The organism is Marinobacter sp., assembly GCF_041690615.1.
Classification (GTDB): Bacteria; Pseudomonadota; Gammaproteobacteria; order Pseudomonadales; family Oleiphilaceae; genus Marinobacter.
Genome location: NZ_JAWLGY010000025.1, coordinates 1 through 24791 on the forward strand (window position 1 = coordinate 1; position 24791 = coordinate 24791).

Here is a 24791-nt window from a genome sequence, read left to right on the forward strand (position 1 = left end):
TACGAAAAAGGGGACCATAGCCCCCTTTCCGTTGTGTCATGCCAAAACCTGATCAGGCAGTGGCGGTGACTTCTTCATCATCATGCCCACCCGCATTGTGGTCCCGGGCCAGCAGTATGTAGAAGGCCGGTAGCACAAAGATGGTAAACAGCGTGCCAATGCCAAGGCCCGCACTGATGGTGAGACCGATGGCAAACCGGCTCTCGGCCCCCGGACCGACGGCGATCAGCAACGGCACCATGGCGAAGATCAGCGCCAGGGACGTCATGATGATCGGTCGCAGGCGGATGGCCGCCGCTTCCAGTACTGCCTCCCGTTTGCTCAGGCCTCGCTCCACCTGCAACTGGTTGGCGAACTCCACGATCAGGATGCCGTTCTTGGCCACTACCCCGATCAGGGTGATCAGCCCCACCTGGGTATAGATATTAACCGTGGCAAAGCCCAGTACAATGAACGCCATGGCGCCGGCCACCGACAGGGGCACTGACACCAATATGATCAGCGGGTCACGCCAGCTTTCAAACTGTGCCGCCAGCACCAGGTAGATGACCAGCAACGACAGCATCATAGTTACCATCAGGGCACTGCCCTCGGTGTCCAGCTGACGGGTCTGCCCCATGTAGTCACTGCCGAAGCCCTGCGGGAAAAGCTCGCCCGCAGCCTGTTCCATCCAGGCCATGGCATCGCCCATGGCGACGCCGGGCATGGGCACGCCCTGCAAGGTAACAGAGTTGAGCTGGTTGAACTGGGTACGCTGGGACGGCTCTACGTCGCTCTCGAAGCTGACAACGCTGCCGAGGGGCACCAGTTCCCCGGTGTCTGCACGGATGTAGTAGTCGTTGAGGGCTTCCGCGCTGAGCCGGAACGACTGCTCCACCTGCGGAATCACCTGGTACGAACGACCTTCCATGCTGAAGCGGTTGATGTAACCTCCGCCCAGCATACTGGACATGGCCTGGCCCACGTCCTGCATGGACAGCCCCAGGTCCGCCACCCGGTCCCGGTCCACCTGGACCCGGGTCACCGGCTTGTCGAAGTCTATGGACTTCTGCAGGAACATGAAGTTCCCGCTTTCCATGGCCTTGCCTTGCAGCTCATTGGCGGTAGCAACCAACTGCTCGTAATCGCCACCGGAGGTAATTACGAACTGGAACGGCAGGCCATCAGAACCTGGCAGCGCCGGTGGCGCGAAGACAGCGGTTTCCAGTCCCGTAACCTTGTTCAGCTCGGCGTTGAGCAACGGTTGGACGTCGAACTGAGAAATATCCCGCTCGCTCCACGGGGCCAGCTTGAAACCACCGAATACCTCGTTCGGGCCGGTGATGCCGAGGATCATGAAATCCTCCTTGTAGCCATCCACCGTGCTCATCCGCTGCTGGACTTCCCCGCCTTCATCCCGAAGATACTCAAGCGTGGCCGTCTGGGGGCCCTTGCCCTGATAGAACAGTATGCCCTGGTCTTCCGTTGGGGCCAGTTCGTTCTGACTCAGCATGAACATGAAGAAGATGGAGGCAAACACGATGACCGCAAAGAAGACGACAACCGACAACGTCTGCATGAGAGAGGTCAGGGCGCGTTTGTAAAGGTTCGCCAGGCCATTGAAGGTACGCTCCACCACCCGCTCGAAACGCCCCGGGTTGCCATGGGGTTTCAGGATCTTGCCGGAAAGCACGGGGGACAGGGTCAGGGCAACGATCCCGGAGATCACCACGGTACCGGCCAGGGTGAAGGCAAACTCAATAAAAAGTGAGCCGGTCAACCCGCCCATGAAACCGATCGGCGCGTACACCGCCACCAGCGTGGTGGTCATGGCGATGATGGGCACCGCCATTTCCCGCGCCCCGTTGATGGCCGCATCAAACTTTGACTCACCCTGTTCAATATGACGGTGGACATTTTCCACCATGATAATGGCGTCATCCACCACCAGCCCGATGGCCAGCACCATCGACAGCAGGGTAAGCAGGTTCAGGGAAAAGCCCATGGTCAGCATGATGAACGCGCCGCCAATCAGTGACAGTGGCACCGCCACCGACGGCACCACCGCCGCCCGCAGTGAGCCGAGGCAGAGGAAGACCACCACCAATACAATGACCATGGCCTCCAGCAGGGTCGCGATGACTTCGTTGATCGAGTCGTCGATGAATTCGGAGGCGTCGTAGGCCAGCCTCACATCCAGCCCCGATGGTAACTGCTGTTCTATTTCAGGCAGCTCATCCTTCACCAGCCCGGCCACCGTCAGGGGGTTGGCACCCGGTGACATCTCGATGGCCACATAGGTGGCGGGCTGACCCTTGTAGAGCGCCAGGTTGTCGTAGCTCTGGGAGCCCAGCTCGACCCGGGCAATGTCCCGCAGCCGGATGATCGACCCTTCGGCTTCCTTGACCACCAGGTCCTGGAACTGTTCCAGGTCGGACACATCCGTGTCGCTGGTCAGGCTGATCTTTGTGTACTTGCCTTCGGTATTGCCCACAGCAGCCTGGTAGTTGTTGCGCAGCAAAACGCTCACCACTTCGTCCGGGGTCATGTCCACGGCCGCAAGCCGCTCCGGGTCAAGCCAGGCGCGCAGCGCAAAGGTGCGACCAAGCAGCTCTGCCTTGCCCACACCAGACAGTGCCTGCAGCTTGGGCTGGACCACACGGGTCAGGTAATCGGTAATCTGCGGTACGTCCAGTTCATCGCTGTAGAACGCGATGTACATCAGGGCGGTGGAGTCGCCGGTCTCGGAGGTGATAACCGGGTCCTGGGCGTCTTCGGGCAGCACGTTGCGCTGACTGGCCACCTTGGCCTGAATTTCCGCCAGCGCGTCGTTGGCGTCGTAGTTCAGCTCCATCTTGGCATTGATGGTGGAGGTGCCCTGTGAGCTGGTGGACGTCAGGTAATCAATCCCACTGGCCTCGGCGATAGCCTGCTGCAGGGGCGTGGTAATAAAGCCCTTCACCAGATCAGAGCTGGCGCCCGGGTAGGCAGTGGTAACGGTAACCGTGGTGCTCTCGAGTTTCGGATATTCGCGGATCTCCATTTCCATGGCTGCGCGGGCACCCAGCAGCAGGATCAGGAGGCTGACCACCGTCGCCAGTACCGGACGGTGGACAAAGACGTCGGTGAAACGCATTACTCGGACGCCTCCGCCGCAGGTGAGCCTTCGCTTTCCGCATCCTGCTGGATGGTGACCCGCTGCCCGGCCCTTAACCGCTGCAGACCCTTGGCTACCACCCGGTCACCCTCTTCGAGCCCTTCCAGCACGGCAACCCGACCGTCGTTGGCATTACCGGTGGAGACCGTACGGCGGGTGACCGAGAGTTCACCCTCGTCGTTTTCCTGTACCAGGAACACAAAATCCCCATAGGTGTTGTAGGACACGGCGGTTCGCGGAACGGTGATGACCTCCCGCTCCTCCGGCTGACGGGTCATCACGGTGGCGAACATGCCGGGGCGCAATTTGCCATCAGGGTTGGCCAGGGTCGCCCGGATGCGGACCGTGCGGGTTTCCGGATTGACCGAGGTGTTAATCGCGCTGACTTCACCGGTGAATGTTTCGTCCGGCACAGCGGCGACGGTGGCTTCGACCTCGTACCCCTGTTCTACCTGCGGAAGGTTTCGCTCGGAGAGCGTGTAGTCCAGGTAAATGGGGTCGAGCATATTGATCTCGACAATGGGCGTGCCGGTGGCGATATATTCCCCCTGATCCACCAGGCGCAGGCCGAGCTTGCCATCGAACGGTGCACGCACCACCTTCTTGCTCAACTGGGCTTCCGCTTCGTTGACCCGGGCCCGGGCAGCATCGTAGTTGGCCTTGGCTTCATCGAACTGGGACTGGGACACGGCCCGGCGCGGCAACAGGTTCTCCACCCGTTTGAACTCCTGCTGGGCCAGCTGGGCTTCGGCACGGCGGGTGCGCAGCGCAGCTTCATCAATCGCGGAATCCAGACGTATCAGGACGTCGCCCTCCTCGACCATATCCCCGGAATCAAAAGCAATTTCCCGGATAACACCGGGCACCTCGTTGGCTACCTCGATGCCGTTGACCGCCTCGACGCTACCCACGGATTTGGTAGAAGGCGTCCAGCGCTCCAGCGTGGCTGATACCGCAGCGATTTCCACCGGCGGCTGCGGCTGGGACATCTGCTCCTTCATCTGCCCGAATTGATAGAACTTGTAACCGAAGATGCCCCCGAGCGCCACGCCCAGAAACACGATGACAATGAGGAAACGGCGAAACGTGCGCATAGCAAGTAATCCCTGACAAAACCGGAACGAACCTCCGTGAAAGCCAGCCACCGGCCGGGGCGTGACCGCGGAGAGAGGTACAACAGCAGATGGGAATTATTTCACTTTATAAGCAAGCGAAACAGTCTTGTTTTAAAGATTAATTTCTGTACAAAGCGGGACAGAAGAGCACCCTGGCGACGTCGCCGCCACCAGGGACAGCGCCTTCAGCGCAGGATGACCAGGGGCTTTTCGGCGGTCTTCAGCATGGTCGTGGTGGTACTGCCCACGAGGAACTGACGAATGCGGGAGTGGCCGTACGCACCCATCACGAGCATGTCGATATCATGCTCTTCCTGGTAGGCGTGCAGGGTTGGTTCCACATCACCGGCACGGATGGCCAGCTGGATCTCCACGCCCAGGCCGGACAACATGGATTCGGCCTTCTTCAGCTGTTCACGGCGATCCGCGGTGTCGGCACCCACCATCACAACATGCAGCGGCATGCCCCGGAACACCGGGCTGCCGGCCAGCAACTCCACACTGCGGAAGGCGGTCTTGCTGCCGTCGAACGCCAGCATGGCACTCTTTGGCGCGGTGAATTCGTCCGGCACAAGCAGGATCGGCCGGTGCAGGCTGCGGATCACGGTTTCCAGCTGGCTGCCAATATGCACGTCCCGGTCGGAACTGCTTTCGCCATGCAGGCCCATGACCAGCAGGCGGGTCTGGTTTTCCAGGGCCAGCAGGGACTCAGTCAGGTCGCCATGGCGCTGACGTTTGATTACGTCCTCCACCCCGGCTTCCTTCATGCGACGTTCGGCGTCATCCAGCATGTGATGACCGTGCTCCAGCGCCAGCTTGCTGCGCCGGGCGTCCAGGTCCGCCAATTCTTCCAGCAGGTGCTCGCGGCTGCCCAGGCCGATATTTCCCGCCAGGTCCGGCGCTACCGGGTAGCGTTCCTCGTCCAGCACATGCAACAGGGTGACCGGGACCGCCATATGCTGGCTGGCCCAGGCTGCGTAATCGCACACCGCCGGGGCAGCCCGGGAGCCGTCGATACAGGCAACTACTCGTAGCATGGTGTTCTCGCCTTCGTTGTCGTTATGGTTGTTGTGACCACGATTGCTGTCGATCTGTGTGTTCTCGTTCATGTCAGTGCCCCATCAGCTGGTCAACGGCGTCCGGCTTGTCGTGTACCCCGAAACGGTCAACGATGGTGGCGCTGGCCTCGTTCAGGCCGATCACCTCGACCTCGGCCCCTTCCCGGCGGAACTTGATCACCGCCTTGTCCAAGGCGGCTACCGCCGTAATGTCCCAGAAGTGGGCGCGGCTCAGATCAATCACCACCTTATCCAGCGCTTCCTTGAAGTCAAAGGATTCGGTGAATTTTTCGGACGAACTGAAGAAAACCTGACCCACCACCCGGTAAGTGCGGGTTGCCCTGTCTTCGTTATACGCCGAGGTAACGGCCATGTAGTGGCCCACCTTGTTGGCAAAGAACAGTGCTGCCAGCAGCACACCAGCCAGTACACCGAACGCCAGGTTGTGGGTGGCCACCACCACGACCACCGTCACCACCATCACAATATTGGTAGACAGCGGATGCTCCTTGAGGTTCTTGATGGAGCCCCAGCTGAAGGTACCGATGGACACCATGATCATCACCGCCACCAGCGCTGCCATGGGAATCTGCACCAGCCACTGGTCCAGCACCATCACCATGATCAGCAGGAATACGCCAGCCGTTAATGTGGAGAGCCGGGTACGACCGCCGGATTTGATGTTGATGATGGACTGGCCAATCATCGCGCAGCCGGCCATACCGCCGAGCAGGCCTGAGCCGATGTTGGCAATGCCCTGGCCCTTGCACTCCCGGTTACGGTCGGACGTGGTGTCGGTCAGGTCATCCACAATGGTCGCCGTCATCATGGACTCCAGCAGGCCTACCACAGCCAGGCCGACGGAATAGGGCAGGATGATCATCAGGGTCTCCAGGTTCAGGGGCACGTCCGGCCACAGGAATACCGGCAGGGTATCCGGCAGTTCACCCATGTCACCCACCGTGCGGATGTCCAGACCGAACCACATGGCCACACCGGTCAGTACCACGATGCACACCAATGGCGACGGAATCAGTTTGCCCACGGCGGGCAGGTACGGGAACAGGTAGATAATGCCCAGGCCGGCGGCGGTCATGGCGTAGACGTGCCAGGTCACATTGGTCAGCTCCGGTAACTGGGCCATGAAGATGAGAATCGCCAGGGCATTGACGAAGCCGGTCACCACCGAGCGGGAAACAAATCGCATCAGCCCGCCCAGTTTCAGGTACCCGGCGACGATCTGCAGCAACCCGGTGAGCAGCGTGGCCGCCAGCAGGTATTCCAGGCCATGTTCCTTGACCAGGGTGACCATCAGCAGGGCCATGGCCCCGGTGGCGGCTGAGATCATGCCGGGGCGGCCGCCGACAAAGGCAATGACCACGGCAATACAGAAGGAAGCGTACAAACCCACCTTGGGGTCCACGCCGGCGATGATGGAGAAGGCGATGGCTTCCGGAATCAGGGCCAGGGCCACGACGATACCGGCGAGCAGGTCGCCACGAATGTTGGAGAGCCAGTTGGCTTTAAGGGTTTTCACCATAACAACGGAATTCCATGGATTGCAGATTCATCAGGCACTGGCAGACAGCACTTATGTGACAAAGGCACCCGTTACCTGCCGGCCGGGCCGGAGGTGTGGCGATGCAGCATGTCGAAACAGACCGGGAAGGAGATTGAGCGCTAGGGCGGAGTGATCGTCACAATGGGCAGCGTAGTGTCTGGTTGATGAATATCAGCAAGGCTGACAAATAAGGGGCGCGAAGCATACCAGAAGCCCGCGCACAAAGTAACCGGGGCCGGTTATATACGGTTCACCTGCTCCAGGAAGGCCGCCGGCAGGATATCGATTACCGGGCGCCGATCACCGCTGACTTCCGGCGCGGGGGCGTCCGGCTCGGTAGCAATGATGGATGGCTGCTCCGACCAGTGCAGCAACTGCAACTGCCCATCACCCTGTTCCACCAGCGCTGTGCAATGCTCCACCCAGTCGCCATCGTTGCAGTAGAGACCCTCTGCACTGCGCAGGAAGCCCGCCGAGTGAATATGGCCACAGATAAAGCCATCGTAGTGGCCTTTCTCCGCCGCGGTCAGGGCCGCCAGCTCGAACCTGCGGATAAAGGTTCGTGCCGAACCGATGCGGCCCTTGATCCACGCCGCCAGCGACCAGTAGGGCTTGCCCTGCAGGCGGCGCCAGGCATTGAACCAGCGGTTCAGTCGCAGCAAAAGTCCGTGAGCCCGGTCGCCCACCAGCAGCATCAGCGGGCTGCAGCGCACCACCTGGTCGAACTGGTCGCCATGACACACCATGAACCGCCGGCCGTCTGCCGTGGTGTGCACCACCTTATGGTGCAATTCGACGCCGGCCACCGTCTGACCGCAAAAACGTCGCAGAAATTCATCATGGTTGCCCGGCACATAGACCACCCGGGTATCGCCGGCAGCGATCGAAAGAAGCTTCTGGATCACCGCCCCGTGGGCCGGTGACAGATGCACCCGCCGCTGCATGGCAATCAGGTCGACAATATCCCCGACCAGGTAAAGGGTGTCGCAATGAACCTTTTCCAGAAAGTCCAGCAGGTACTCCGCCTGACAATCCGCCGTACCCAGATGCACATCGGAAATAAAAACACTCCGGTAATGTGGCATGGCCCGCCCTGTTGCTTGTCTGGTTATGGCTCAAGGCTGCCGGTGTTCAATGAAAGCCCGGTGACAGTTAGCTGTCAGTTTGGTGACCGCCTGTCCGCCATGGGAATTTTTGGAAATTTACATATGCAAAATCGGAATAGCGGGGAGCCTGTTAATTCCGTTACCTGAAATTCATAATAGATCGCCCGGAATTCCCTGCAGGAGAAGCCCCATGTTCCGTATCGCCTCTGTTCTCTTAATGCTCTTCAGCTCGCTGGCCATGGCGGCCGATGATACCCTGCCGGCCCTGGTGGACGCAGACTGGCTGGCTGCCAATCTGGACCGGGATAACCTGGTGGTCCTGGATGTCCGCTCCGGTATCGATAACGGCGGCGACCGCAGTACCTTCGAACAGGGCCATATCCCCGGCGCCGTTTACAGCAGCTACACCGGCGATGGCTGGCGTGAGAATCGTGACGGCGTTACCGGCGTTCTGCCACCGGTCCGTTCCCTGGAGCGTCTGATCAGCAGCCTGGGCATCGGTAACGACGATACCGTAGTCATAGCACCCGCAGGCACCGGACCCACCGACTTCGGCAGTGCAGCCCGGGTCTACTGGACCTTCAAGGTACTGGGCCACGATGACGTCACCATCCTCAACGGCGGCTTCGCCGGCTGGAAGGCTGCGGGCCAAGACATTGCTGAGGGCCAGGGCGAACGCCGCGATGTTACCCAGTTCAACGCAGAGCTGCAGGAAGAGCTGCTGGCCACCCTGGAAGAGGTCGATGCTGCCCGTGACAGCCAGGCCCAGCTTGTAGATGCCCGGCCGGAAGACTACTTCCGGGGCGAGAACCAGTCACCGGCGGCCAGGGCGCCGGGAACCATCCCCGGCGCCAACAACCTGCCCCACCAATCATTTATCAATGAGCAGGACCAGGTGTTCTACCTGAACGAGTCCGTGGTATCGGAGCAGGTCAACCTGGCCGAGCTGGATCCCCGGGCCCGCACGATTGCCTTCTGCAATACCGGACACTGGGCCGCCACTGACTGGTTTGTACTGAGCGAACTGGCCGGCTTTGACGAAGTCGCCATGTACGATGGCTCCATGGCCGAGTGGTCCCAGGACAGCGACCGCCCCATGCAGGTCGCCAAAAAGGGCCTGAGCAAACTTCTTGATCTGTTCAACTGAGTAACCACTGATGTCGAATTCCGCTGTTCTCCAGCCCGGCGTTCAGCCGGGCTGGCAGATTGACCGCTTTATCGTCGCCACGGCCATCGCCGGCTTTGCCCTGCTGGGCCTGCTGATCTGGCTGGAAACCGCGCCGTTCATGGTGGCCCTGTTTGCCATTGGCACCGTACTGGGGATGGCCCTGTTCCACGGCGCCTTCGGTTTCACCGCCGGCTGGCGCAACCTCGTAGTGAAAAAGCGCGGGGCCGGCATGCGCGCCCAGTTGCTGTTATTCGCCGTGTCCTCACTGATCATGGTACCCATGCTTTACAGCGGGCAGGCCGGACTGGTCGGCGCGGTAGCGCCCGTGGGCACCTCACTGGTGGTTGGCTCCTTTATCTTTGGTATTGGCATGCAGCTGGGTGGCGGCTGTGGCTCCGGCACGCTGTTCACAGTGGGTGCCGGCAACATCCGCATGGTCGTGACGCTGATCTTCTTTATCGCCGGTGCGGTGCTCGGTTCCATCCACCTGCCCTGGTGGCTGGACCAGCCCGGCTTTGATCCGGTGCCCCTGGTCAATACCTTCGGAGTCAGCGGGGCCATCCTCGTGCAGTTTATCGGCCTGGGCCTGATCGCCTGGTGGGTCAACCGCATCGAACGCAAGGCCCACGGCTCAGTAGAGCGTGATGAGTTGCTCTGGAAAGGACAGTCCCATGGTCCCCTGAGAACCCTGATCACAGGCCGCTGGCCGTTCACCTGGGCAATCCTGATCCTCGCTGCCGGCAATGCCCTCACCCTGGCCATCGGCGGCGCCCCCTGGAGTATTACCTTCGCCTTCAACGTATGGGGTGCCAAGGCCCTGGAAGTGGTTGGCGTTAACATGTCCCAGTTCGAGTTCTGGACCTGGGATTACCCGGCCATGGCCCTGAGGGATTCCGTGCTCACCAACATCCCCTCGGTGATGAACATCGGCCTGCTGCTCGGTGCCATGCTGGCAGCCGGCCTGGCCAACCGCTTCAACGAGGCCAGTCGCAACCGGCCAGAAGGCCGCCAGTTCCTTGCTGCTGTCGTAGGCGGCCTGTTACTGGGCTACGGTGCCCGACTGGGCTTCGGCTGCAATATCGGCGCCCTGTTCTCCGGCATTGCCTCTGCCAGCCTGCACGCCTGGATCTGGTTCGCCTGCGCCTTTGCCGGGTCATTGATCGGCATCCGACTGCGGCCCTGGTTCCGGCTGCCAAACTGATACGGGGGAACTGAACCATGGAACGCGCCTACAACCGTACCCGTATCCTGGTCGCTCTGGGCATTATCCTGGCGCTGATCCTGGCGGACCACCTGCGCAGTCCGACGTTTGCCTTCAATTCCGGGCAGGGCAATGTGCAGACCACCCTGAATCAGCGCGACGCGTCCGCCTGTGCGCCCTGTGGAGCGCCGTGTCCGTCAACCCGGGAGTAATCGCCCTCAGGACAAGGACGTCATCAGCGCTTCAGTATCAGCAAGGATAGCAGGGGCATCGGTCACCCGGGCCAGCCAGCTCAGCGGGATTCCCCGCTCCCCGCCGGCGCCGTGTATCGCCGCCATCGCTGGGCCAATGATCCACGCCCGGCCGCAAGAGTCACCGCCACAGTGAATGTTGGCGCGCACGGCCTCGGTAAAGCTGTCGGCGTGCGCCAGGATATGGAAGATCACGGGCATTGCCTCATTCAGATAGCAGGTGCGGCCGAAAGTGTTACCGGCACCTGCAGGATCCAGTGAATCACCAGAGCGCGCCTTATGGAGGGGGTCCGGATGCGGAGCTTCAGAGGCCGCTGCGTCCAGCGCCACTGACATGGGCTTGCCCTGAAAAACAGCCTCCAGAAGCCTTGCGGTGCACCTGGCCCAAGCAACGGCCTCGTCGTTGTGGTTGGTCACCCGCACGGCCGCTTCTGTCTTCTCCAGAAGGTCATCATGACCGCAATAACAGGCCACCAGCGGTGGTAGCTTGGAGACAGCCGGCAACTGCATGTCGTCAGCGCCGCTTTCCCGCAACAGGTAACGGTCGATGGTTTGGGCCAGGTGAACACCCGCTTCCTGAACCCCGGCCTCATGATAGGTAAGATCGATGGCCTTGCGAACGGGTTCCGCCAGTTGGTCACCACTAAGGCGGCTCGTGTAGGGCAACACTTTCTGAACCAGTATCCGCCTTTGCTGATCCGTGAGACTGACCGTCGTGGTGGCCCGGGCCTGTTCAATTGCCTTCCGTTCAATGGTATCCAGGTTGTTCAACGTCACCCGGGTGGGGTTGTCGATATATCCCTGCCACTGGCCACCGGGGCCGAAGAAAGCCCGGAAACGACGCTGGTAGTCGCGAATATCCAGGCGCCCTCCATTGGCCAACAGGCTGTCGGTGAGTACACCCGTGGCAGCACCATAATGGCTGATATCACCAGCCTCTTTCCCTCCATGGGCGAAGTAGCCAAAGCCGCCCCGGAAATATTCGGCTTTCGGCGGCAGGAACTCGGGAGACGCACCGCCCACCTCCAGAATTCGCTGACTGTCGTAGAGCCAGTGCAGTCCAAGGCTGGCTGAATCAGCCACCCAGCCGCCAGCTAGTGCGTCGACAAGGTTCGGCGCTCTAACACCTGACACACTGTTTTTCATGGCAAACTCCTGTGAGAGACCGGATTGTAATAGCAGGGCTTTTACCTTCCGACTCTACAGTATCAACCGGTCAGTCTGGCATCACCTTGCTACCACTGGACAATACACTGTGTCTCAGCGGCTGGATCAGCATCTGATCCAGCCGCAGGTCCCGCCGGGTACGAAAGTCCTCAATACCGATGGTCATATCCAGGTGGCCCTTCTCAGGCTGATCCCGGTAGGTGCCGAACAGCCGGTCCCACCAGGGCAGGTTGAAGCCGAAGTTGCTGTCCGTTTCCCGGCGGATGACCGAATGATGGACCCGATGCATGTCCGGTGTGACCACGATGAGCCGCAACCACCTGTCGAGCCAGAGAGGCAGGCGGACATTGCCGTGGTTGAACATGGCTGTGGCATTGAGCAGAACCTCGAAGATCACCACGGCCAACACCGGGGCACCCAGCAGCACGACCACCACCATCTTGATCACCATCGACAGCACGATCTCCACCGGATGAAAACGCAGTGCGGTGGTGACATCGAACTCCAGGTCCGCATGGTGCATCCGGTGCAGGCGCCACAGCCAGGGCACCGCGTGAAACACCCGGTGCTGAAAGTAGATGGCCGCATCCAGCACCAGCACCGCCAGCATCACCGACAACCAGCCAGGCAGCGCCAGCAGGTTGAGCAGGCCCCAGCCATTCTCCGATGCCATAAGCGCTGCACCGACGGCAGCCACCGGAAACAGCACCCGCACTGCAAGGGTATCCAGCACCACGATCATCAGGTTGGCGGGCCATCGCGTCAGACGACCGATTTCCTGGGGACGGCGTTGGGCCGACACTTCCCACAACGCAATGGCAAACAGCACAAACAGGAAAAAACCACCCCGGATCCAGGGTTCGTTGGCAAGCAGGGATTCGGTCATCGCAGCGTCCACCTTATTGAACCGGCAACCCGGCGGCCTTCCACTCGGGAAAGCCCTCGTCAAAACGCCGGACCTGATAGCCCAGCGCCCGCAGTTTCCGGACCGCCTCGTGGGAGAGCACGCAATAGGGGCCCCGGCAATAGGCCACAATCTCACGGTCCCGGGGCAGCTCTGCCAGCATGGTCTCCAGCTGATCAAGGGGAATGTTCATGGCCTCGGGCAGGTGGCCGGCCCGGAACTCATCCTCCGGGCGCACATCCAGCAACGCCACGGATCCGCGCTTCAGGCCCGACACCAGTTCGTCCATGGAGACTGTCTCCAGGGCACCGTCCGCGTTGTCATCCGCAAACAGCCGACTCACCAGGCGCTCCATTTCCGCCAGATTGGTTTCCGCCACCTCCCGCATCAGACTGAGCAGAGTCACCACCCGTTGATCCGTCAGGCGATAGATCATCTGCTTGCCGGAACGGCTTGCCGTCACCAGGCCTGCCCGGCGCAGGTGCTGGAGATGGGCAGAGGCGTTGCCAACAGTGAGGTCAGCCGTGGTGGCCAGGGTTTCCACCGGGGCTTCCCCCTGGGCCAGGCGCTCCAGCAGCGCCAGCCGGTGGCCGTGTCCCAGGGCTTTGCCAACCTGGGCCAGGGTGTCGAGAAGATCTTGTCTGGTGGTCATCGCTGCTTCATCTCCAAATCTTCCGGGGAGATCTGTACCTGAGTCATGCTTGACAGATCAATTCATTATTTTATTCTAACGATTGTTAGAATGTTTGCAAGAACAAGGTTTGCCCTGTATTACCTCATGCACACACGGCTCACTCATGGAGAACCCATCAAATGGATCCCTGGCATCTCGAAAAACGCAATGTCGGCATCCTGGTGATCAGCCAGACCCTGTTCATGGTGGCTGCCATCACGGTGATGACACTCAGTGGGGTAGTCGGCCAGCAGCTGAGCCCCGACCCCGGGCTGGCGACACTGCCGATCGCCATTATGATGCTGGGCACCGTGGTATCCACCCTGCCGGCCTCCCTGTACATGAAGCGGGTCGGTCGTCGTCGCGGGTTCATGACCGGTACCAGCATTGGCGGCGCTGCCGGTGGCCTGCTGAGCTTCGCAGCCATCGCCGTCGAATCCTTCTGGCTGTTCTGCCTTGGCAGTGTCCTGTTAGGGCTCTACCAGGGCTTTGCCATGTATTACCGCTTCGCGGCGGTGGACGTTGCCAGCCCCGCCTTCCGTAGCCGCGCCATTTCGTTCGTGCTGGCCGGCGGTGTGGCCGCCGCGTTTCTCGGCCCCTGGAATGCCAGCATGGCAACCGGGCTGATTGACGCCGTGCCCTCCGGTGGTCCCTATCTGGTCATCGCCATCCTGGCCCTGCTTGCCATGGGTCTGCTGAGTCAGTTGAAGGTTCCCCCGGCGGGTGAGCCCCGGCCCGGCGAAACCACCCGCCCCATGGCCGCTATCGCCGTGCAGCCCAGGTTCCAGGTGGCCGTTATTGCCGGTGCCATCGGCTACGCCGTCATGATCCTGGTGATGACCGCCACCCCACTGGCCATGCGGGGTCGAGGCTTTGATATGGCACAGGTGGCCATGATCATGCAGTGGCATGTGCTGGGTATGTACGTGCCTTCGTTTTTCACCGGCAGCCTGATTGCCCGGTTCGGCGTCGGTCGTATTCTGCTGGCTGGCTGCCTGTTGCTGGTGGGCACCGTGGTGATCGCGACGCTGGGAGCGAGCCTGGCCCATTTCTGGTTTGCGCTGGTACTGCTGGGTGTCGGCTGGAACTTTCTGTTCGTCGGCGGCAGTACCCTGCTTTCCACCGTCCACTCGGAGGCCGAGCGGGGCAAGGTACAGGGGGTCAATGACCTGGCCATCTTTGCGCTGGTGGCCATCGGCTCGCTGATGTCGGGTTCACTGCTGCACCACCTGGGCTGGGAGGCACTTAACCTGATGATGCTGGCACCCATCGCACTGGTGATTCTTGCCATTATCTGGCTGCGGATGAACACACGCACGGCTCCGGTATCGGGGCCGGTGGGCGCCGGCAAGTCATAGGCGCTATCGCGGCGCCTTGTCCCCCGCAACCAGCAGGAAACTGCCGAACGGAAAACGCCCGGGTATCAGGCGCTCTGCCACCCGGGCCCCGGGTGAGCCGCCGGGGAACCAGATTGCACTCCGTACCCGGATATTGGTAACAGGCAGGTCCGACAGAACTGCGGTCAGCTCCCCGGCACGGTGCCAGTAGGCCCCACGATAGGCCCCCGGGTCGCTACCGCTGCGACCCTTTCTGTACCAAAGCAGGCTGTGGCGATTGAGCAGGCCGATCACGAAGCTGTCACGGGCGACCCTGACGATTTCCCTGATTCCGTCGTGCCATTCCGGCACAAAGCACAAGGCGGCGATGGAAACCACCCGCTCGAAGCTCTCCGCCTCAAACGGCAGGCAGCGGGCATCGCCCGGGACATAGCAGCTCCGGGAATCCCGGGAGCGCGCAAACTCCAGGGCGGGCTGATCAATGTCCACGCCCGTCACCTCGGCCCCGGGTAAACGGGCCAGTCGGCGGGTGAACCAGCCCGTGCCGCAGCCCACATCCAGAATCCGGTCGCCGGGCCGAAAGCCCAGATGCCTGCGGATCAGGGCCAGCTCGGTATCGCCAATCCAGCGCCCCCGGTCACTGTCGTACCAGTGGTCATACATCTCGGGTTTCATCGCTACCCCACTCTGGTCGCCGTTCCGGAAGACAGGTAGGGGCCTCGCCATTCCAGGCCCCGACCCTTCCAGTATAAGGCGGGGAAATCGTCTGTGCCCGATCAGGGATTTTTCTGTAACAACCCGTTCTTCCGTGTGTCTGCAAGGTAACCAATAACGACAACGAGCACATGCAAGGGAGCGGCACCATGACCAGAAGGTACTGGATGGGTGGCAACCGAAGCTACGAGCAGGATCGTTTTTTCGAAGCATCGCTTGATAAAGACCACTGGCAGCCGGCGGACAGCCCGGAACAGTGGGATACCTGCTGGTACACCGGCATGCCGGACCCGGAGTACTTCCGGGATGTGGGAACGGACCGAACAATAAACCATATTCCCGGAAATAACGCCCTCACCGTCAAGAGCCGCCTGTATCAGAGCCTGTCGACGCTCAGGGAAAGGGCTGGCATTCAGGACCAGGGTTCGGGCGTGCTGACCGACCGGTTGCAGTTCTTCCCCCGGGTCTACGTCATGCCCGATGACTACCACGATTTCCAGCAGGCCGCCCACGATGACCCTGGCCGTCGCTGGATCCTCAAGCCCAAGAATGCGGCCCGCGGCAAGGGTATTCAGCTGGTGAAGGACCCGGCCAGCGTGCCCATGGACGCCTCCTGGATGGTGCAGGAATTCCTGGAGAGCCCTCATACCATGCGCGGTCGTAAATACGTACTGCGGCTGTATGTCGCCATCACCTCGGTAACTCCCCTCAGGGTGTACCTGTATCGCCAGGGCTTCGCCAAGCTCGCTTCTGCTCCCTACGACGAGGCGAACGCTGACAACCCATACAGCTACCTCACCAACCCGGATATCAATGCACTCAACCTGGAGGCAGACGTACCCGTGGAGTTTGTCGACCTGGACCGCTACCGGGCCTGGCTACGTGAACGGGGGCACGACGATGAGGCCCTGTTCGACAGGATTGAGGACATGGTGGCCCTGACCTGCCTGTCTGCCCTCGAAGCCATGCGCGAGCGTTCCCGGGCTATTGGCGCCGACACCCGGGGCTGTTACGAAATGCTGGGCATTGACTGCCTGGTGGACAGCGACCTGAAACCCTGGGTGCTGGAATGCAACCTCAGCCCGTCGCTGGAAGTCTGTGCCGGGCCGGAGAGCGGTGGTGATATCGAGAAAAGAGTCAAGGGCGCGCTGGTGGCCGATCTGGTCAGCCTGGTGGGCCTCAACGGCAAAGCCGATGTCGACAGCAGTGACTCACGTGAACAACAGATTATCGCTGAAACAGAGGATGAACTGGCACGGGCTGGTAACTTCAGGCGGCTGCTGCCTTCCAGGGATCCCGAGGCCTACCTTCCACTGTACACCTTTCCCCGTCTGGAAGACTGGCTGGTGTCCCGGGGCCTTGCCGGGACTGACCTGGCCCAGCCCACGGTGCAACGCCATTGCGCGGAGGACCGGATCAGCGAGGATTGCGTCTACCTCTACGATACCCGCTGCGGTCATCTCAATGAGCTGAACGAGACCGCCTCGCTGATCTGGCTGATGGCCACAGATGGCATCGGTCCCGACGACATTGCCGACGCCCTGACCCAGTCCGCGCGGCAGAATGCCGCGACCGGGCCTGATGCTTGGGCCATTCGCCAGGATGTATGGAGCACTCTGGCGGACTGGGCAAACGGCCATTTCCTGGCTCAGGAAGTCGGCAACGGCGACCCGGTCGGCAACAGGCCGGAGCCTGAGAGCCCGGCGCCGCCATTGAGTAAACCGTTCAGCTGTGTACTTCGGTGTGGTGACTTCAGGGTGACCCTGTCCACTGACAGCTCCCTGGTGGTCAATCGGATTCGCCAACTGCTCGCGCCCCTTGAGGTACCCGCCCCGGAGGCGTCTGCTTCAAGGCTGGAGATTGTGCGTGATATCCCCGGCTATACGCTGGTGCTGGATGGCAGGGTCGAAAAAACCCGGGTTGCCCTGTCACGGGTGGCACCCGCCATTCTGGACTGCCTTGCCAGCCATGCCGCAAGGGACGGTGACATTATTGTGGACGCGGGTGTGCTCTACCTGCCAGGGGATGCCGACAACGCCATCCTGATTGCCAATGGTAACCCTGAACTCGGCGATGATCCTGCACTGGCCCTGGCGGCGCAGCTCAATGGCAGGTTCGGCCGGGGCCTGAGAATACCCTTGAGCCCGGAGGCTTCGCCATCGGGCCTGGGTCTTCCCGCCCGGATGCCGGATAAACATGGCCACACCGACCTCGCTGCCATATCCCTTTGCCGTCATACCCTGACGACCGGTCATGAGGTGCTGCTACAGCCATCCTCCGAAGGCATGGCCGGCCGGACTCACCGGATCAATACGCTGCTGATACCGGGGGAAGTGCCGTCCGGAGAAGGCGAACTGCGACCGGTCCCGGTGACCCAAGCCCTGCGTTACCTGATTGCCGGTTGCTTCGGGCCGCACGCCCGCCCGCTGGATGGCGACAGTTTCTCGCGGCTTTCCACCTGGCTCGAAACAGTGGACCGGTACCTGATTGACGTGAATGAACTCGACGCCGTCACAGACAGACTGTCGTTGAAGGAATGGGGCGACGAATCATTGCCGTTCCGTCGCGGCCTGAGTGCGGGTTGAAAAGCACGATCAGGCGCGTTTGCTGGCCCCGCAGTATGTCGGCCAGCGGCCCGGGTGGCACCACGACTCTGAGTCTTGAGTCACCCGGTATCAGAGGATCCGGGCGCTGAAGCCCGGTATCGAGAACCAACGGATACGAGGGAAATACCATGTCCGAAGATATTCAGAAAAGACACCTGTTGAGAAAACTTGCCCGTGGCATCACCTACACCGGCCCAATGCTGGCTGTGGTTGTCGGCGCCTCTGCTTTCAGCACTACGGCAGCAGCCGACACCACGACCGCTGAAAACGCCGACAGTCAGTACCTTATGCTGGCCTCCGGTGAAGGCGAAGCCAAAGGTGAAGGTGAGGGAGAAGGCGAAGGCGAAGGTGAAAGTGAAGGTGAAGGTGAAGGTGAAGCCGAAGGCTGATCCTGTGCTCCTTAGCCGAACACAGGCCGTGCCCCTGCCAGGGCCGGGATTCATACCCGGTAGTCCCTGGCGTCGGGCACGACCCGGTGTTCATTACCGGCCGTCAGGAACGGATCGACCCAGCGAAGACGGGTGACAACCATGCACAATCCAGAGACCAGGCCCGCCACGGTGGCCGGCCCTGTCGCCGAGAATGACCATGCTATCCGCGAGCTTGCGGATCTTCTCGCGGTATTACCGGGGAAGTACTACCGGCAGGCCTTCGGCGCCCACCGGCAACACATCATCGGCAAGCACGTCAGACACATCATCGATCATTATCTGTCGTTTCTCGGAGTCGTGAGCCTGTCGTCCATCGCTCCCCTGAACTATGAAAACCGACAGCGCGAGGAAGACCTTGAGCAGGACCATCACGCCGCCAGAAAGCGACTGCTCGCTGTCGCCGGCTCTCTGGAGCAGCTGGCCAGGACACCGGCGAGTACCCGCCTGCCAATGGCTCATCTGAGCGATGAAGAACGGGTAGTGATGGATACCACCGTTGGCCGGGAGCTCGTCTTTCTGGCCAGCCACACCATTCACCACATGGCGATTATCGCCATGCTCGCGGAGCAGGCCGGCATCAGCGTGCCGGAGGATTTCGGGGTTCACCCTTCGACGCTGCGACACCAGCGGCGGCAGGAAACAACAATGGCACGGAGCGCATAACCGGGTAGACACATGACTGACAGGGGCATAACCCCGGCAGACCATCAATCAAGAGCTATGGGAGAGTCATCCAATGTCTGAACAAAACGATCGCAGGGCACTCCTGCACAAGTTATCTCGCAATCTGATGGTGTCGGTGCCGGTCATGACCGTCGTGGCCATGGCCGGAGTGAACGCCATGTCCGACCGTGGCCTGGAGCTTATTCCATCCGCTGAGGCGGCCCAGGGTGAAGCCGAGGGCGAGGCCAAAGGTGAAGCTGAAGGTAAGGCTGAAGGCGAAGCCGAGGGAGAAGCAGAAGGTGAGGCTGAAGGAGAAGGCGAGGGAGAAGCAGAAGGCGAAGCTGAGGGAGAGTCCGAAGGCACCTCAGAAGCCATGAAGCAGGCTGTGCGGCGACCGACGGGCTACCAGCCCAACGATGTCGGTGCCGCCGAGCTGGCCGGGAAAGGCAAGACGCTGTTCAATGACACCTCCCTCTCCTCCAACGGCCTGTCCTGCGCTACCTGCCACACCGATGGAGCGGGCTATAACGACACCTTCGAAAACGAATACCCCCATTATGTCGCTATGGGGCAGAACGATTTCGGCATGGAAGAGGTACATCTGGATGAGATGGTCCAGATCTGCATGGTCGCCCCCATGGCAGCGGAGCCGCTGGCATGGGATTCCGATGAACTCGCGGCCCTGACCGAATACATGCGAGGGGAGCAGGAGAAATTCCGGAACCGCTGATGGCCGCCTGGCCATTCTCTTCATCAGAACACTATGACCAGCCCCGGGGTGGGATTCGTCTCACCCCTTTTTGTTCGCCGCCGTTTGACTGTGCCCTCCATATGGCCACATCAGGGCCTCGACCACTCAAGCGCCCGGTAATCGAACCCCTGTGCAATGGTGGGCTTTATGATCTCGAAATAGGGCGAGGCATCGAAGTCCCTTGGCACGAAAAGCGAGTGATGACGAATCCGGTACAGCTCCCGTTCACACTCCCGGCACCGCGGGTCGTCCGAAGCCATGGCAATCACCTCCGGCAGAATGGGGTACCGGATGCGCTGGAAGGCCTGGGCAATAAAGGATGAACAGATCGCCCGGGTAGGGTCACCACTACCCAATGCCAGCATTCTCCGCCGGTACCGGACGGGTACCGGCGGCGTTGGCAACAGGTAGCGGGCAAGGTCCACAATATTCTTCAGGTCATACTGATGACCAAGACGTTCGAGCGAGTACCTCGTCAAAGCTTCGACATCGTCGAGCTCCAGATCCACCGGACGACAGATTCGGGTATGGCTATGCCGATAGAAGGCCAGGGGAATGGCCCGGATACCGGCCTCGAGATCCGCTTCCACCAGGGTATTGGGCTCGCCGCTTTCGTTGCGTCCCAGGCCGGCAGCGTCTCCCAGATAAAGTGCAGCATGCGACCAGGTGGACTGGGTCAGGTATTTGATAGCCACACTGACCCGCGTATTACCCTCCACCAGCAACACGTCTCCAGGCCGGATGGTCGCCACAAGCGCTTCCCAGGTTGAGGTACTGACGGAAAAGTCTGCCACAGGCTTGGACAGGTAGCGGGCGAGGGCCCTGGAAATCCAGTTGAACATTGTTCCAGCTCGTCTTGTTGTTGATGGCGACCATTCCCGGGTGCACGTCGTTTATGGACACGTCAGCCGGGCGTTCGTTACACCAGTTGATGACGTGTTTTTCTGAACAAGTTCAACAAATTATCCCACCGTCAGAAAAGTAACAACCCCGCCTTTCCAGGTGTCTATTACCCGAACTCATCAAGAGTCGGAAAGGAGAAAGCATCATGAACACCGCAAACACACTCAGAAAACTGGCCGTTATCGCAACAGCCCTGGTACTGACCGCAACCGCATCCATGGGCCACGCCCAGCAGAAGTGGATGGAAGAAGTCCTTGAACAGCAACTCAAGGAGCAGCAACTGGCCGGGGAAAGCTCTAACGGTAACGCTGAAAGGAAGCACGAAAAAGACGCTGACACATCGGAAAAGGAAGCCCCGAAGGGTATCGACATTTCCAATACCTATGACGATGAAGGCAGGCCCATCATCTGACAGAAATCATCGAGGCTGCTCAGGGCCCCATTCTTCGGACTGGGGCCTTTTTACATTTCCGAAATCAGAATCACATTGTGCTAGAATTTGAACAATTGCTCAAATAAGCGGGAACCAGCAAGGGACAAGGCCGTCTCAAAGACTGGTATAACCTGACCGCAACAAGGGACGGAGACGCATTATGGAACTGCCAACCAAAAGCATCACTGACGAAAACCTCCTGGTCACCGCCCTTCAGGCAGGAGATCAGAAGGCTTTTCACCAGGCCGTCAGGGAGTATTCGCCGGGCATGCTGGCTGTTGCCCGTTATTACGTAGATCACTCCAGCGCCGAAGATGTTGTCCAGGAAACCTGGGTCAATGTGGTAGACGCCGTCAAGAAATTCGAAGGTCGCTCCGGGCTGAAAACCTGGCTTCACCGGATCGTTGCCAACCGCTGCAAAAACCGTCTTCGTACCGCCAACCGGGAAGTTTCCAGTGAGTTCGGTGAAGAACTGGAACCGGGGATTGCCAGCCGCTTCGAATCGGGAGGTCGTTGGGCCACCCCGCCGAAACTGCGGTTCGAAGAGCATGCCGAATCGCTCATGGAGAACGATGCATTAAGCGATTGCCTCGACAAACACCTTTCAGCGCTGCCGGAACAACAGCGTTCGGCCGTGATGCTTTACGAAGCTCATCAGCATAAAGCCGAAGACGTTTGTAATATACTGGACATCAGTGCGTCTAATCTCAGGGTACTGGTTCACCGTGCCCGCCAGAAAATTTATCTGATGGTGGAAGACTTCCAGGAGACCGGCGAATGCTGATGTGTCGAGATCTGGCCAGAATTAGCAGTGATTATATCGATGGGAAACTCAGCACCGCTGACAGCCTCTCGGTGAAAATGCATATGCTGATGTGCAAGGACTGCCGCTCCTTCATCGGCAACCTGCGAGAAAGTGTTCGGCTGATGAAAGGTCACTCGGATTATCGTATCAATGAAGACTACGCACAGCGACTGGATCAGGCGGTGGATCAGGCGCTCAACTCCTCAGAAAGGCACTGACCTCAGCCTGAGAGTGCCTTTTCGCCCCATCGATTGGCAAGACCCGACCATAGCCGATGGTCCATCGTCGGCTTAACCTGCAAGACGCCCCCCCTCAATCAGCCCGGTGGAAAGGACCAGCCTGTCAGTTGTCTTCACCCGCCCGGAAAATGGTGGTTTGCGGATGGAAGGTATACCAGGCAAACCAGAACGCCCGGGTGACCGCGAGTTCGTTGCCGGATTCGTCAACCGCCCAGGCGGTGGGCACATCCCGGTCATAATGGATGGTGACCGTCTGCCCCCCGATGTCGTCCTGCACCGGCGTGCCGGCATTCTCCAGTTCCGGGAAGGGCCAGACCCTCGCCTCGCCGTCTACTTCAAGGCCAATCACCCAGGTTTTCGGATGGTAACGCCGGCTTTCCTCCGAAACCGGAAAATACAGGCGGTCGGAATGGTCATAGTCACCGTAGGGCGAGCGCAGATAATCCCGCTGATAACCGGTATCGGTGGACAGCACCTTCCGCTCACCGGCATCCCGCTGCAGCCATTTACCCCAGAGCTCATGCCGGCCCCTGACACGGTCAAGCACTTTGCCTGCCATGGGCCCGGCAATCGCCTTCCCCGGGATCTGGGACCACAGTGACAGGGTCTGGTGGTCATACATCAGCAGGTCACTGTTATGCAGCAGACCGGAGACGCCAAAGGTCAGGGTTGCGCCATCGACCACCGGATCAAAAATCATCCCGGTGCCGCACAGTGGGCAGAAGGTAACCAGCACCGGGCGACCGCCAACCTCGTGGTTGACGATCTCATGCCAGTTCATAATGCCCACCGGATAGGCATAGGACTGTCCGTCCAGATCCAGGGTCATCACCAGGTCATCTGGCCGCCATGGCAGATCATCAGAAGGAGAGGTAAAGGCTGGATCGTTCAGGGCCGGTATGCCATCCCTTGGAGGGCCCCCGTGGAGGATGGTGTCCGGCTTAACCAGTGCGTTACCGAGATCGAAACCGTTCTTCTGCTGGGCAACCGCCAGCAGGGGCAGACATAGCCCCAGAACGATGGCCGACAGCTTACAAAAGTGAGGGATGTTCATGGCGGGTCTCCCCTGAGACATTTTCATCTCAGACACCGGGAGCCGCCGCTTGTTACGCTATGTTGTGGCTATGTTACAGGGAGCTGTCCAATGCCATGCTGACTGCCTGAGGAAGGCTATTCGCCAGCCCCTCAGGCTGACCCATCAAGTTGTGATAGACACGCTCCTGCCTCTTTACCCAGACACCGTCCAGCCCGGCTTCCATGGCACCATGGACATCCCAGGCATGGGCGGCAATCAACGTGGTGTCTTCCGGACCTGTGCCGCAGCGGCGACAGGCCTCGAGGTAAACTTCCGCCCGGGGCTTCCAGATCTGGAAATCTTCTATTGAAATCACATCATCAACCAGGTCGGACAGGCCGGCACGGGCCACCAGCTTTTCGGTGTTGGCCCGGGAACCATTGGTTAGCAGAACAGCCCGGGCACCGGACCGGGCCACGGCCTCCAGGGCCGGCTTCACATCCGGGTGTGCAGGCAGCTCGCCGAAGACCGACAGAATATCCTTCACTGCGGCATCAACGTTGCCATGCTTCCGGCTTTCCAGCAGTACCGTCAGGGTTCCTCCCGCAATCTCGGGAAACGGCCGGAACACACCGGCAGACGACAGCGCAAAGGCATCCCTCAGCAGTTGCGCGAAAAACAGGTCAGCATCTGCTTCAGTAGCACCATTGTTCGTAAAACGCTTCTTCAACGGGGCCAGAGAAAACAAGGTTTCAATGACGTCAAACAGAATGACGCGGGACGAACGAGTACTACCTGTCATGGTTACGTCTCCCCTGTCGCTGTGAGTAGATACTCACTCACAGACACAGGGAGAGAATGGTTGTTACAGAAGGGACAAACAAATCAGCGAAGATCCGGATTCAGTGTGTAAGTGGCCGTAACCCGCTCGCTGGCCAGCACGTGCCCTTCCATCGCCTTGCGGACGGCCTCACCGTCAAACTCACCGTCCAGACCCAGGGTTTCCACGTCCAGGGCATACACCTCGTAATGGTAGTGGTGCACCAGCTCGTCGTTCCAGGGCGGGCAGGGACCATCGTAGCCACCATAGGTGCCGGCCATATCCGGGTTACCGGCCAGGAACTGGGTAAAGTTGTTGACCCCGCGAATGCCAATCGGACCAGGGCCCGGCTGCTTGCCCTTGGGGCTGACGCCATCGCTGTCCTCACCTTCGGGAATACAGCTGGTGGTTGCCGGAATATCCACCAGCAGCCAGTGGAAGAAATCCACCCGGGGAATGTCTTTCGAGACCGTCTTGCCTTCCTGGTTGACGTCGTCCGCCACGCTGGGCACGTCGGAATCAAACATCACCACGGCAAAGCTCTTTGTGCCTTCAGGCGCGTCCTGCCAGGTAACTTCCGGGTTGCGGTTGGGACCGAAACTCATATGGTCCTCCTCGCTGTACACACCAAACGCAAACTTCTCCGGGACCGGCTGGCCCTCGGTAATGCCATTAAACTGAACCTTCATGGTTTGCTCCTGTTGGCTGTCACAAATACTCCCCGGTTTTAGCAG

The 24791-nt window shown here is 60.3% G+C and carries 24 protein-coding genes; 11 read left to right on the top strand and 13 right to left on the bottom strand.

Annotated features, from left to right (window positions below):
* Positions 1-52: 52 nt before the first annotated feature.
* From ACESMZ_RS15025 to ACESMZ_RS15045, 5 genes are all read right to left on the bottom strand, one after another.
* Positions 53-3115 carry an efflux RND transporter permease subunit gene (locus ACESMZ_RS15025; protein ID WP_372972879.1) on the bottom strand — a complete coding sequence of 1021 codons (3063 nt, stop codon included), beginning with the start codon at positions 3113-3115 and terminating at the stop codon, positions 53-55.
* Positions 3115-4230 carry an efflux RND transporter periplasmic adaptor subunit gene (locus ACESMZ_RS15030; RefSeq protein WP_372958017.1) on the bottom strand — a complete coding sequence of 372 codons (1116 nt, stop codon included), beginning with the start codon at positions 4228-4230 and terminating at the stop codon, positions 3115-3117. The genes ACESMZ_RS15025 and ACESMZ_RS15030 overlap by 1 nt, the downstream gene beginning before the upstream one ends.
* Positions 4231-4436: 206 nt before the next feature.
* Positions 4437-5288: a universal stress protein gene (locus tag ACESMZ_RS15035; protein ID WP_372958046.1), complete on the bottom strand. Its 852-nt coding sequence runs from the start codon at positions 5286-5288 to the stop codon at positions 4437-4439.
* Positions 5289-5361: 73 nt separating this feature from the next.
* Entirely contained in the window at positions 5362-6849 is a 1488-nt protein-coding gene (locus tag ACESMZ_RS15040) for a SulP family inorganic anion transporter (RefSeq protein ID WP_372958016.1), read from the bottom strand.
* Between the two features lie 260 nt (positions 6850-7109).
* Positions 7110-7955: a UDP-2,3-diacylglucosamine diphosphatase gene (locus ACESMZ_RS15045; protein WP_372958015.1), complete on the bottom strand. Its 846-nt coding sequence runs from the start codon at positions 7953-7955 to the stop codon at positions 7110-7112.
* 211 nt (positions 7956-8166) lie between these two features.
* Between ACESMZ_RS15045 and ACESMZ_RS15050 the strand changes: the two genes are divergently transcribed.
* Genes ACESMZ_RS15050 through ACESMZ_RS15060 form a run of 3 tightly spaced genes read left to right on the top strand, consistent with a single transcriptional unit; the run spans position 8167 to position 10557 of the window.
* Positions 8167-9123 (top strand): sulfurtransferase, encoded by a 957-nt coding sequence (locus ACESMZ_RS15050; protein ID WP_372958014.1) that lies wholly within the window; start codon positions 8167-8169, stop codon positions 9121-9123.
* 10 nt (positions 9124-9133) lie between these two features.
* Positions 9134-10345: a YeeE/YedE family protein gene (locus ACESMZ_RS15055; protein WP_372958013.1), complete on the top strand. Its 1212-nt coding sequence runs from the start codon at positions 9134-9136 to the stop codon at positions 10343-10345.
* A gap of 17 nt (positions 10346-10362) precedes the next feature.
* A complete protein-coding gene (locus ACESMZ_RS15060; RefSeq protein ID WP_372958012.1) occupies positions 10363-10557 on the top strand; it encodes a hypothetical protein in 195 nt (64 codons plus the stop codon).
* A 6-nt stretch (positions 10558-10563) separates the two neighbouring features.
* Here the strand turns inward: ACESMZ_RS15060 and ACESMZ_RS15065 are convergent, their stop codons facing one another.
* The 3 genes from ACESMZ_RS15065 to ACESMZ_RS15075 form a co-directional block, all read right to left on the bottom strand.
* Positions 10564-11742, bottom strand: a complete 1179-nt coding sequence (locus tag ACESMZ_RS15065; protein WP_372958011.1) for an ADP-ribosylglycohydrolase family protein — start codon at positions 11740-11742, stop codon at positions 10564-10566.
* A 70-nt stretch (positions 11743-11812) separates the two neighbouring features.
* Positions 11813-12649, bottom strand: coding sequence for a sterol desaturase family protein (locus tag ACESMZ_RS15070; protein ID WP_372972880.1), 837 nt, complete (start codon positions 12647-12649; stop codon positions 11813-11815).
* 13 nt (positions 12650-12662) lie between these two features.
* The gene (locus ACESMZ_RS15075) at positions 12663-13319 is read right to left on the bottom strand and encodes an ArsR/SmtB family transcription factor (protein ID WP_372958009.1); all 657 of its coding nucleotides are present in this window, start codon (positions 13317-13319) and stop codon (positions 12663-12665) included.
* 161 nt (positions 13320-13480) lie between these two features.
* Between ACESMZ_RS15075 and ACESMZ_RS15080 the strand changes: the two genes are divergently transcribed.
* Complete coding sequence (locus ACESMZ_RS15080) at positions 13481-14698, top strand: MFS transporter (protein ID WP_372958008.1); 1218 nt, start codon at positions 13481-13483, stop codon at positions 14696-14698.
* A gap of 3 nt (positions 14699-14701) precedes the next feature.
* Here the strand turns inward: ACESMZ_RS15080 and ACESMZ_RS15085 are convergent, their stop codons facing one another.
* A complete protein-coding gene (locus tag ACESMZ_RS15085) occupies positions 14702-15352 on the bottom strand; it encodes a class I SAM-dependent methyltransferase (RefSeq protein WP_372958007.1) in 651 nt (216 codons plus the stop codon).
* A 188-nt stretch (positions 15353-15540) separates the two neighbouring features.
* Here ACESMZ_RS15085 and ACESMZ_RS15090 point away from each other — a divergent pair, with 188 nt between their 5' ends.
* The 4 genes from ACESMZ_RS15090 to ACESMZ_RS15105 all read left to right on the top strand — a co-directional run bounded on the left by ACESMZ_RS15090 (position 15541) and on the right by ACESMZ_RS15105 (position 19821).
* The gene (locus ACESMZ_RS15090) at positions 15541-17976 is read left to right on the top strand and encodes an amylase (RefSeq protein WP_372958006.1); all 2436 of its coding nucleotides are present in this window, start codon (positions 15541-15543) and stop codon (positions 17974-17976) included.
* A 149-nt stretch (positions 17977-18125) separates the two neighbouring features.
* Positions 18126-18386 carry a hypothetical protein gene (locus ACESMZ_RS15095; protein WP_372972881.1) on the top strand — a complete coding sequence of 87 codons (261 nt, stop codon included), beginning with the start codon at positions 18126-18128 and terminating at the stop codon, positions 18384-18386.
* Between the two features lie 141 nt (positions 18387-18527).
* Positions 18528-19091 (top strand): DinB family protein, encoded by a 564-nt coding sequence (locus ACESMZ_RS15100; protein ID WP_372958004.1) that lies wholly within the window; start codon positions 18528-18530, stop codon positions 19089-19091.
* Positions 19092-19164: 73 nt separating this feature from the next.
* A complete protein-coding gene (locus tag ACESMZ_RS15105) occupies positions 19165-19821 on the top strand; it encodes a cytochrome c peroxidase (RefSeq protein ID WP_372972882.1) in 657 nt (218 codons plus the stop codon).
* A 110-nt stretch (positions 19822-19931) separates the two neighbouring features.
* Here the strand turns inward: ACESMZ_RS15105 and ACESMZ_RS15110 are convergent, their stop codons facing one another.
* On the bottom strand, positions 19932-20684 hold the full coding sequence (locus ACESMZ_RS15110) for a YiiX/YebB-like N1pC/P60 family cysteine hydrolase (RefSeq protein WP_372958787.1): 753 nt from the start codon (positions 20682-20684) through the stop codon (positions 19932-19934).
* A gap of 206 nt (positions 20685-20890) precedes the next feature.
* On the opposite strand from ACESMZ_RS15110, the gene ACESMZ_RS15115 reads away from it, so the two are divergent.
* The 3 genes from ACESMZ_RS15115 (at position 20891) to ACESMZ_RS15125 (ending at position 22201) form a co-directional block, all read left to right on the top strand.
* Positions 20891-21157, top strand: coding sequence for a hypothetical protein (locus ACESMZ_RS15115; protein ID WP_372958788.1), 267 nt, complete (start codon positions 20891-20893; stop codon positions 21155-21157).
* Positions 21158-21338: 181 nt separating this feature from the next.
* Positions 21339-21962, top strand: coding sequence for an RNA polymerase sigma factor (locus tag ACESMZ_RS15120; protein ID WP_372958789.1), 624 nt, complete (start codon positions 21339-21341; stop codon positions 21960-21962).
* Positions 21956-22201: a zf-HC2 domain-containing protein gene (locus ACESMZ_RS15125; protein WP_372958790.1), complete on the top strand. Its 246-nt coding sequence runs from the start codon at positions 21956-21958 to the stop codon at positions 22199-22201. The genes ACESMZ_RS15120 and ACESMZ_RS15125 overlap by 7 nt, the downstream gene beginning before the upstream one ends.
* Before the next feature lie 124 nt (positions 22202-22325).
* Here the strand turns inward: ACESMZ_RS15125 and ACESMZ_RS15130 are convergent, their stop codons facing one another.
* From ACESMZ_RS15130 to ACESMZ_RS15140, 3 genes are all read right to left on the bottom strand, one after another.
* Entirely contained in the window at positions 22326-23276 is a 951-nt protein-coding gene (locus ACESMZ_RS15130) for a DUF3179 domain-containing protein (RefSeq protein ID WP_372958791.1), read from the bottom strand.
* A 73-nt stretch (positions 23277-23349) separates the two neighbouring features.
* Positions 23350-24039 (bottom strand): haloacid dehalogenase type II, encoded by a 690-nt coding sequence (locus ACESMZ_RS15135; protein ID WP_372958792.1) that lies wholly within the window; start codon positions 24037-24039, stop codon positions 23350-23352.
* Positions 24040-24122: 83 nt separating this feature from the next.
* Positions 24123-24746, bottom strand: a complete 624-nt coding sequence (locus tag ACESMZ_RS15140; protein ID WP_372958793.1) for a YbhB/YbcL family Raf kinase inhibitor-like protein — start codon at positions 24744-24746, stop codon at positions 24123-24125.
* Positions 24747-24791: the final 45 nt, after the last annotated feature.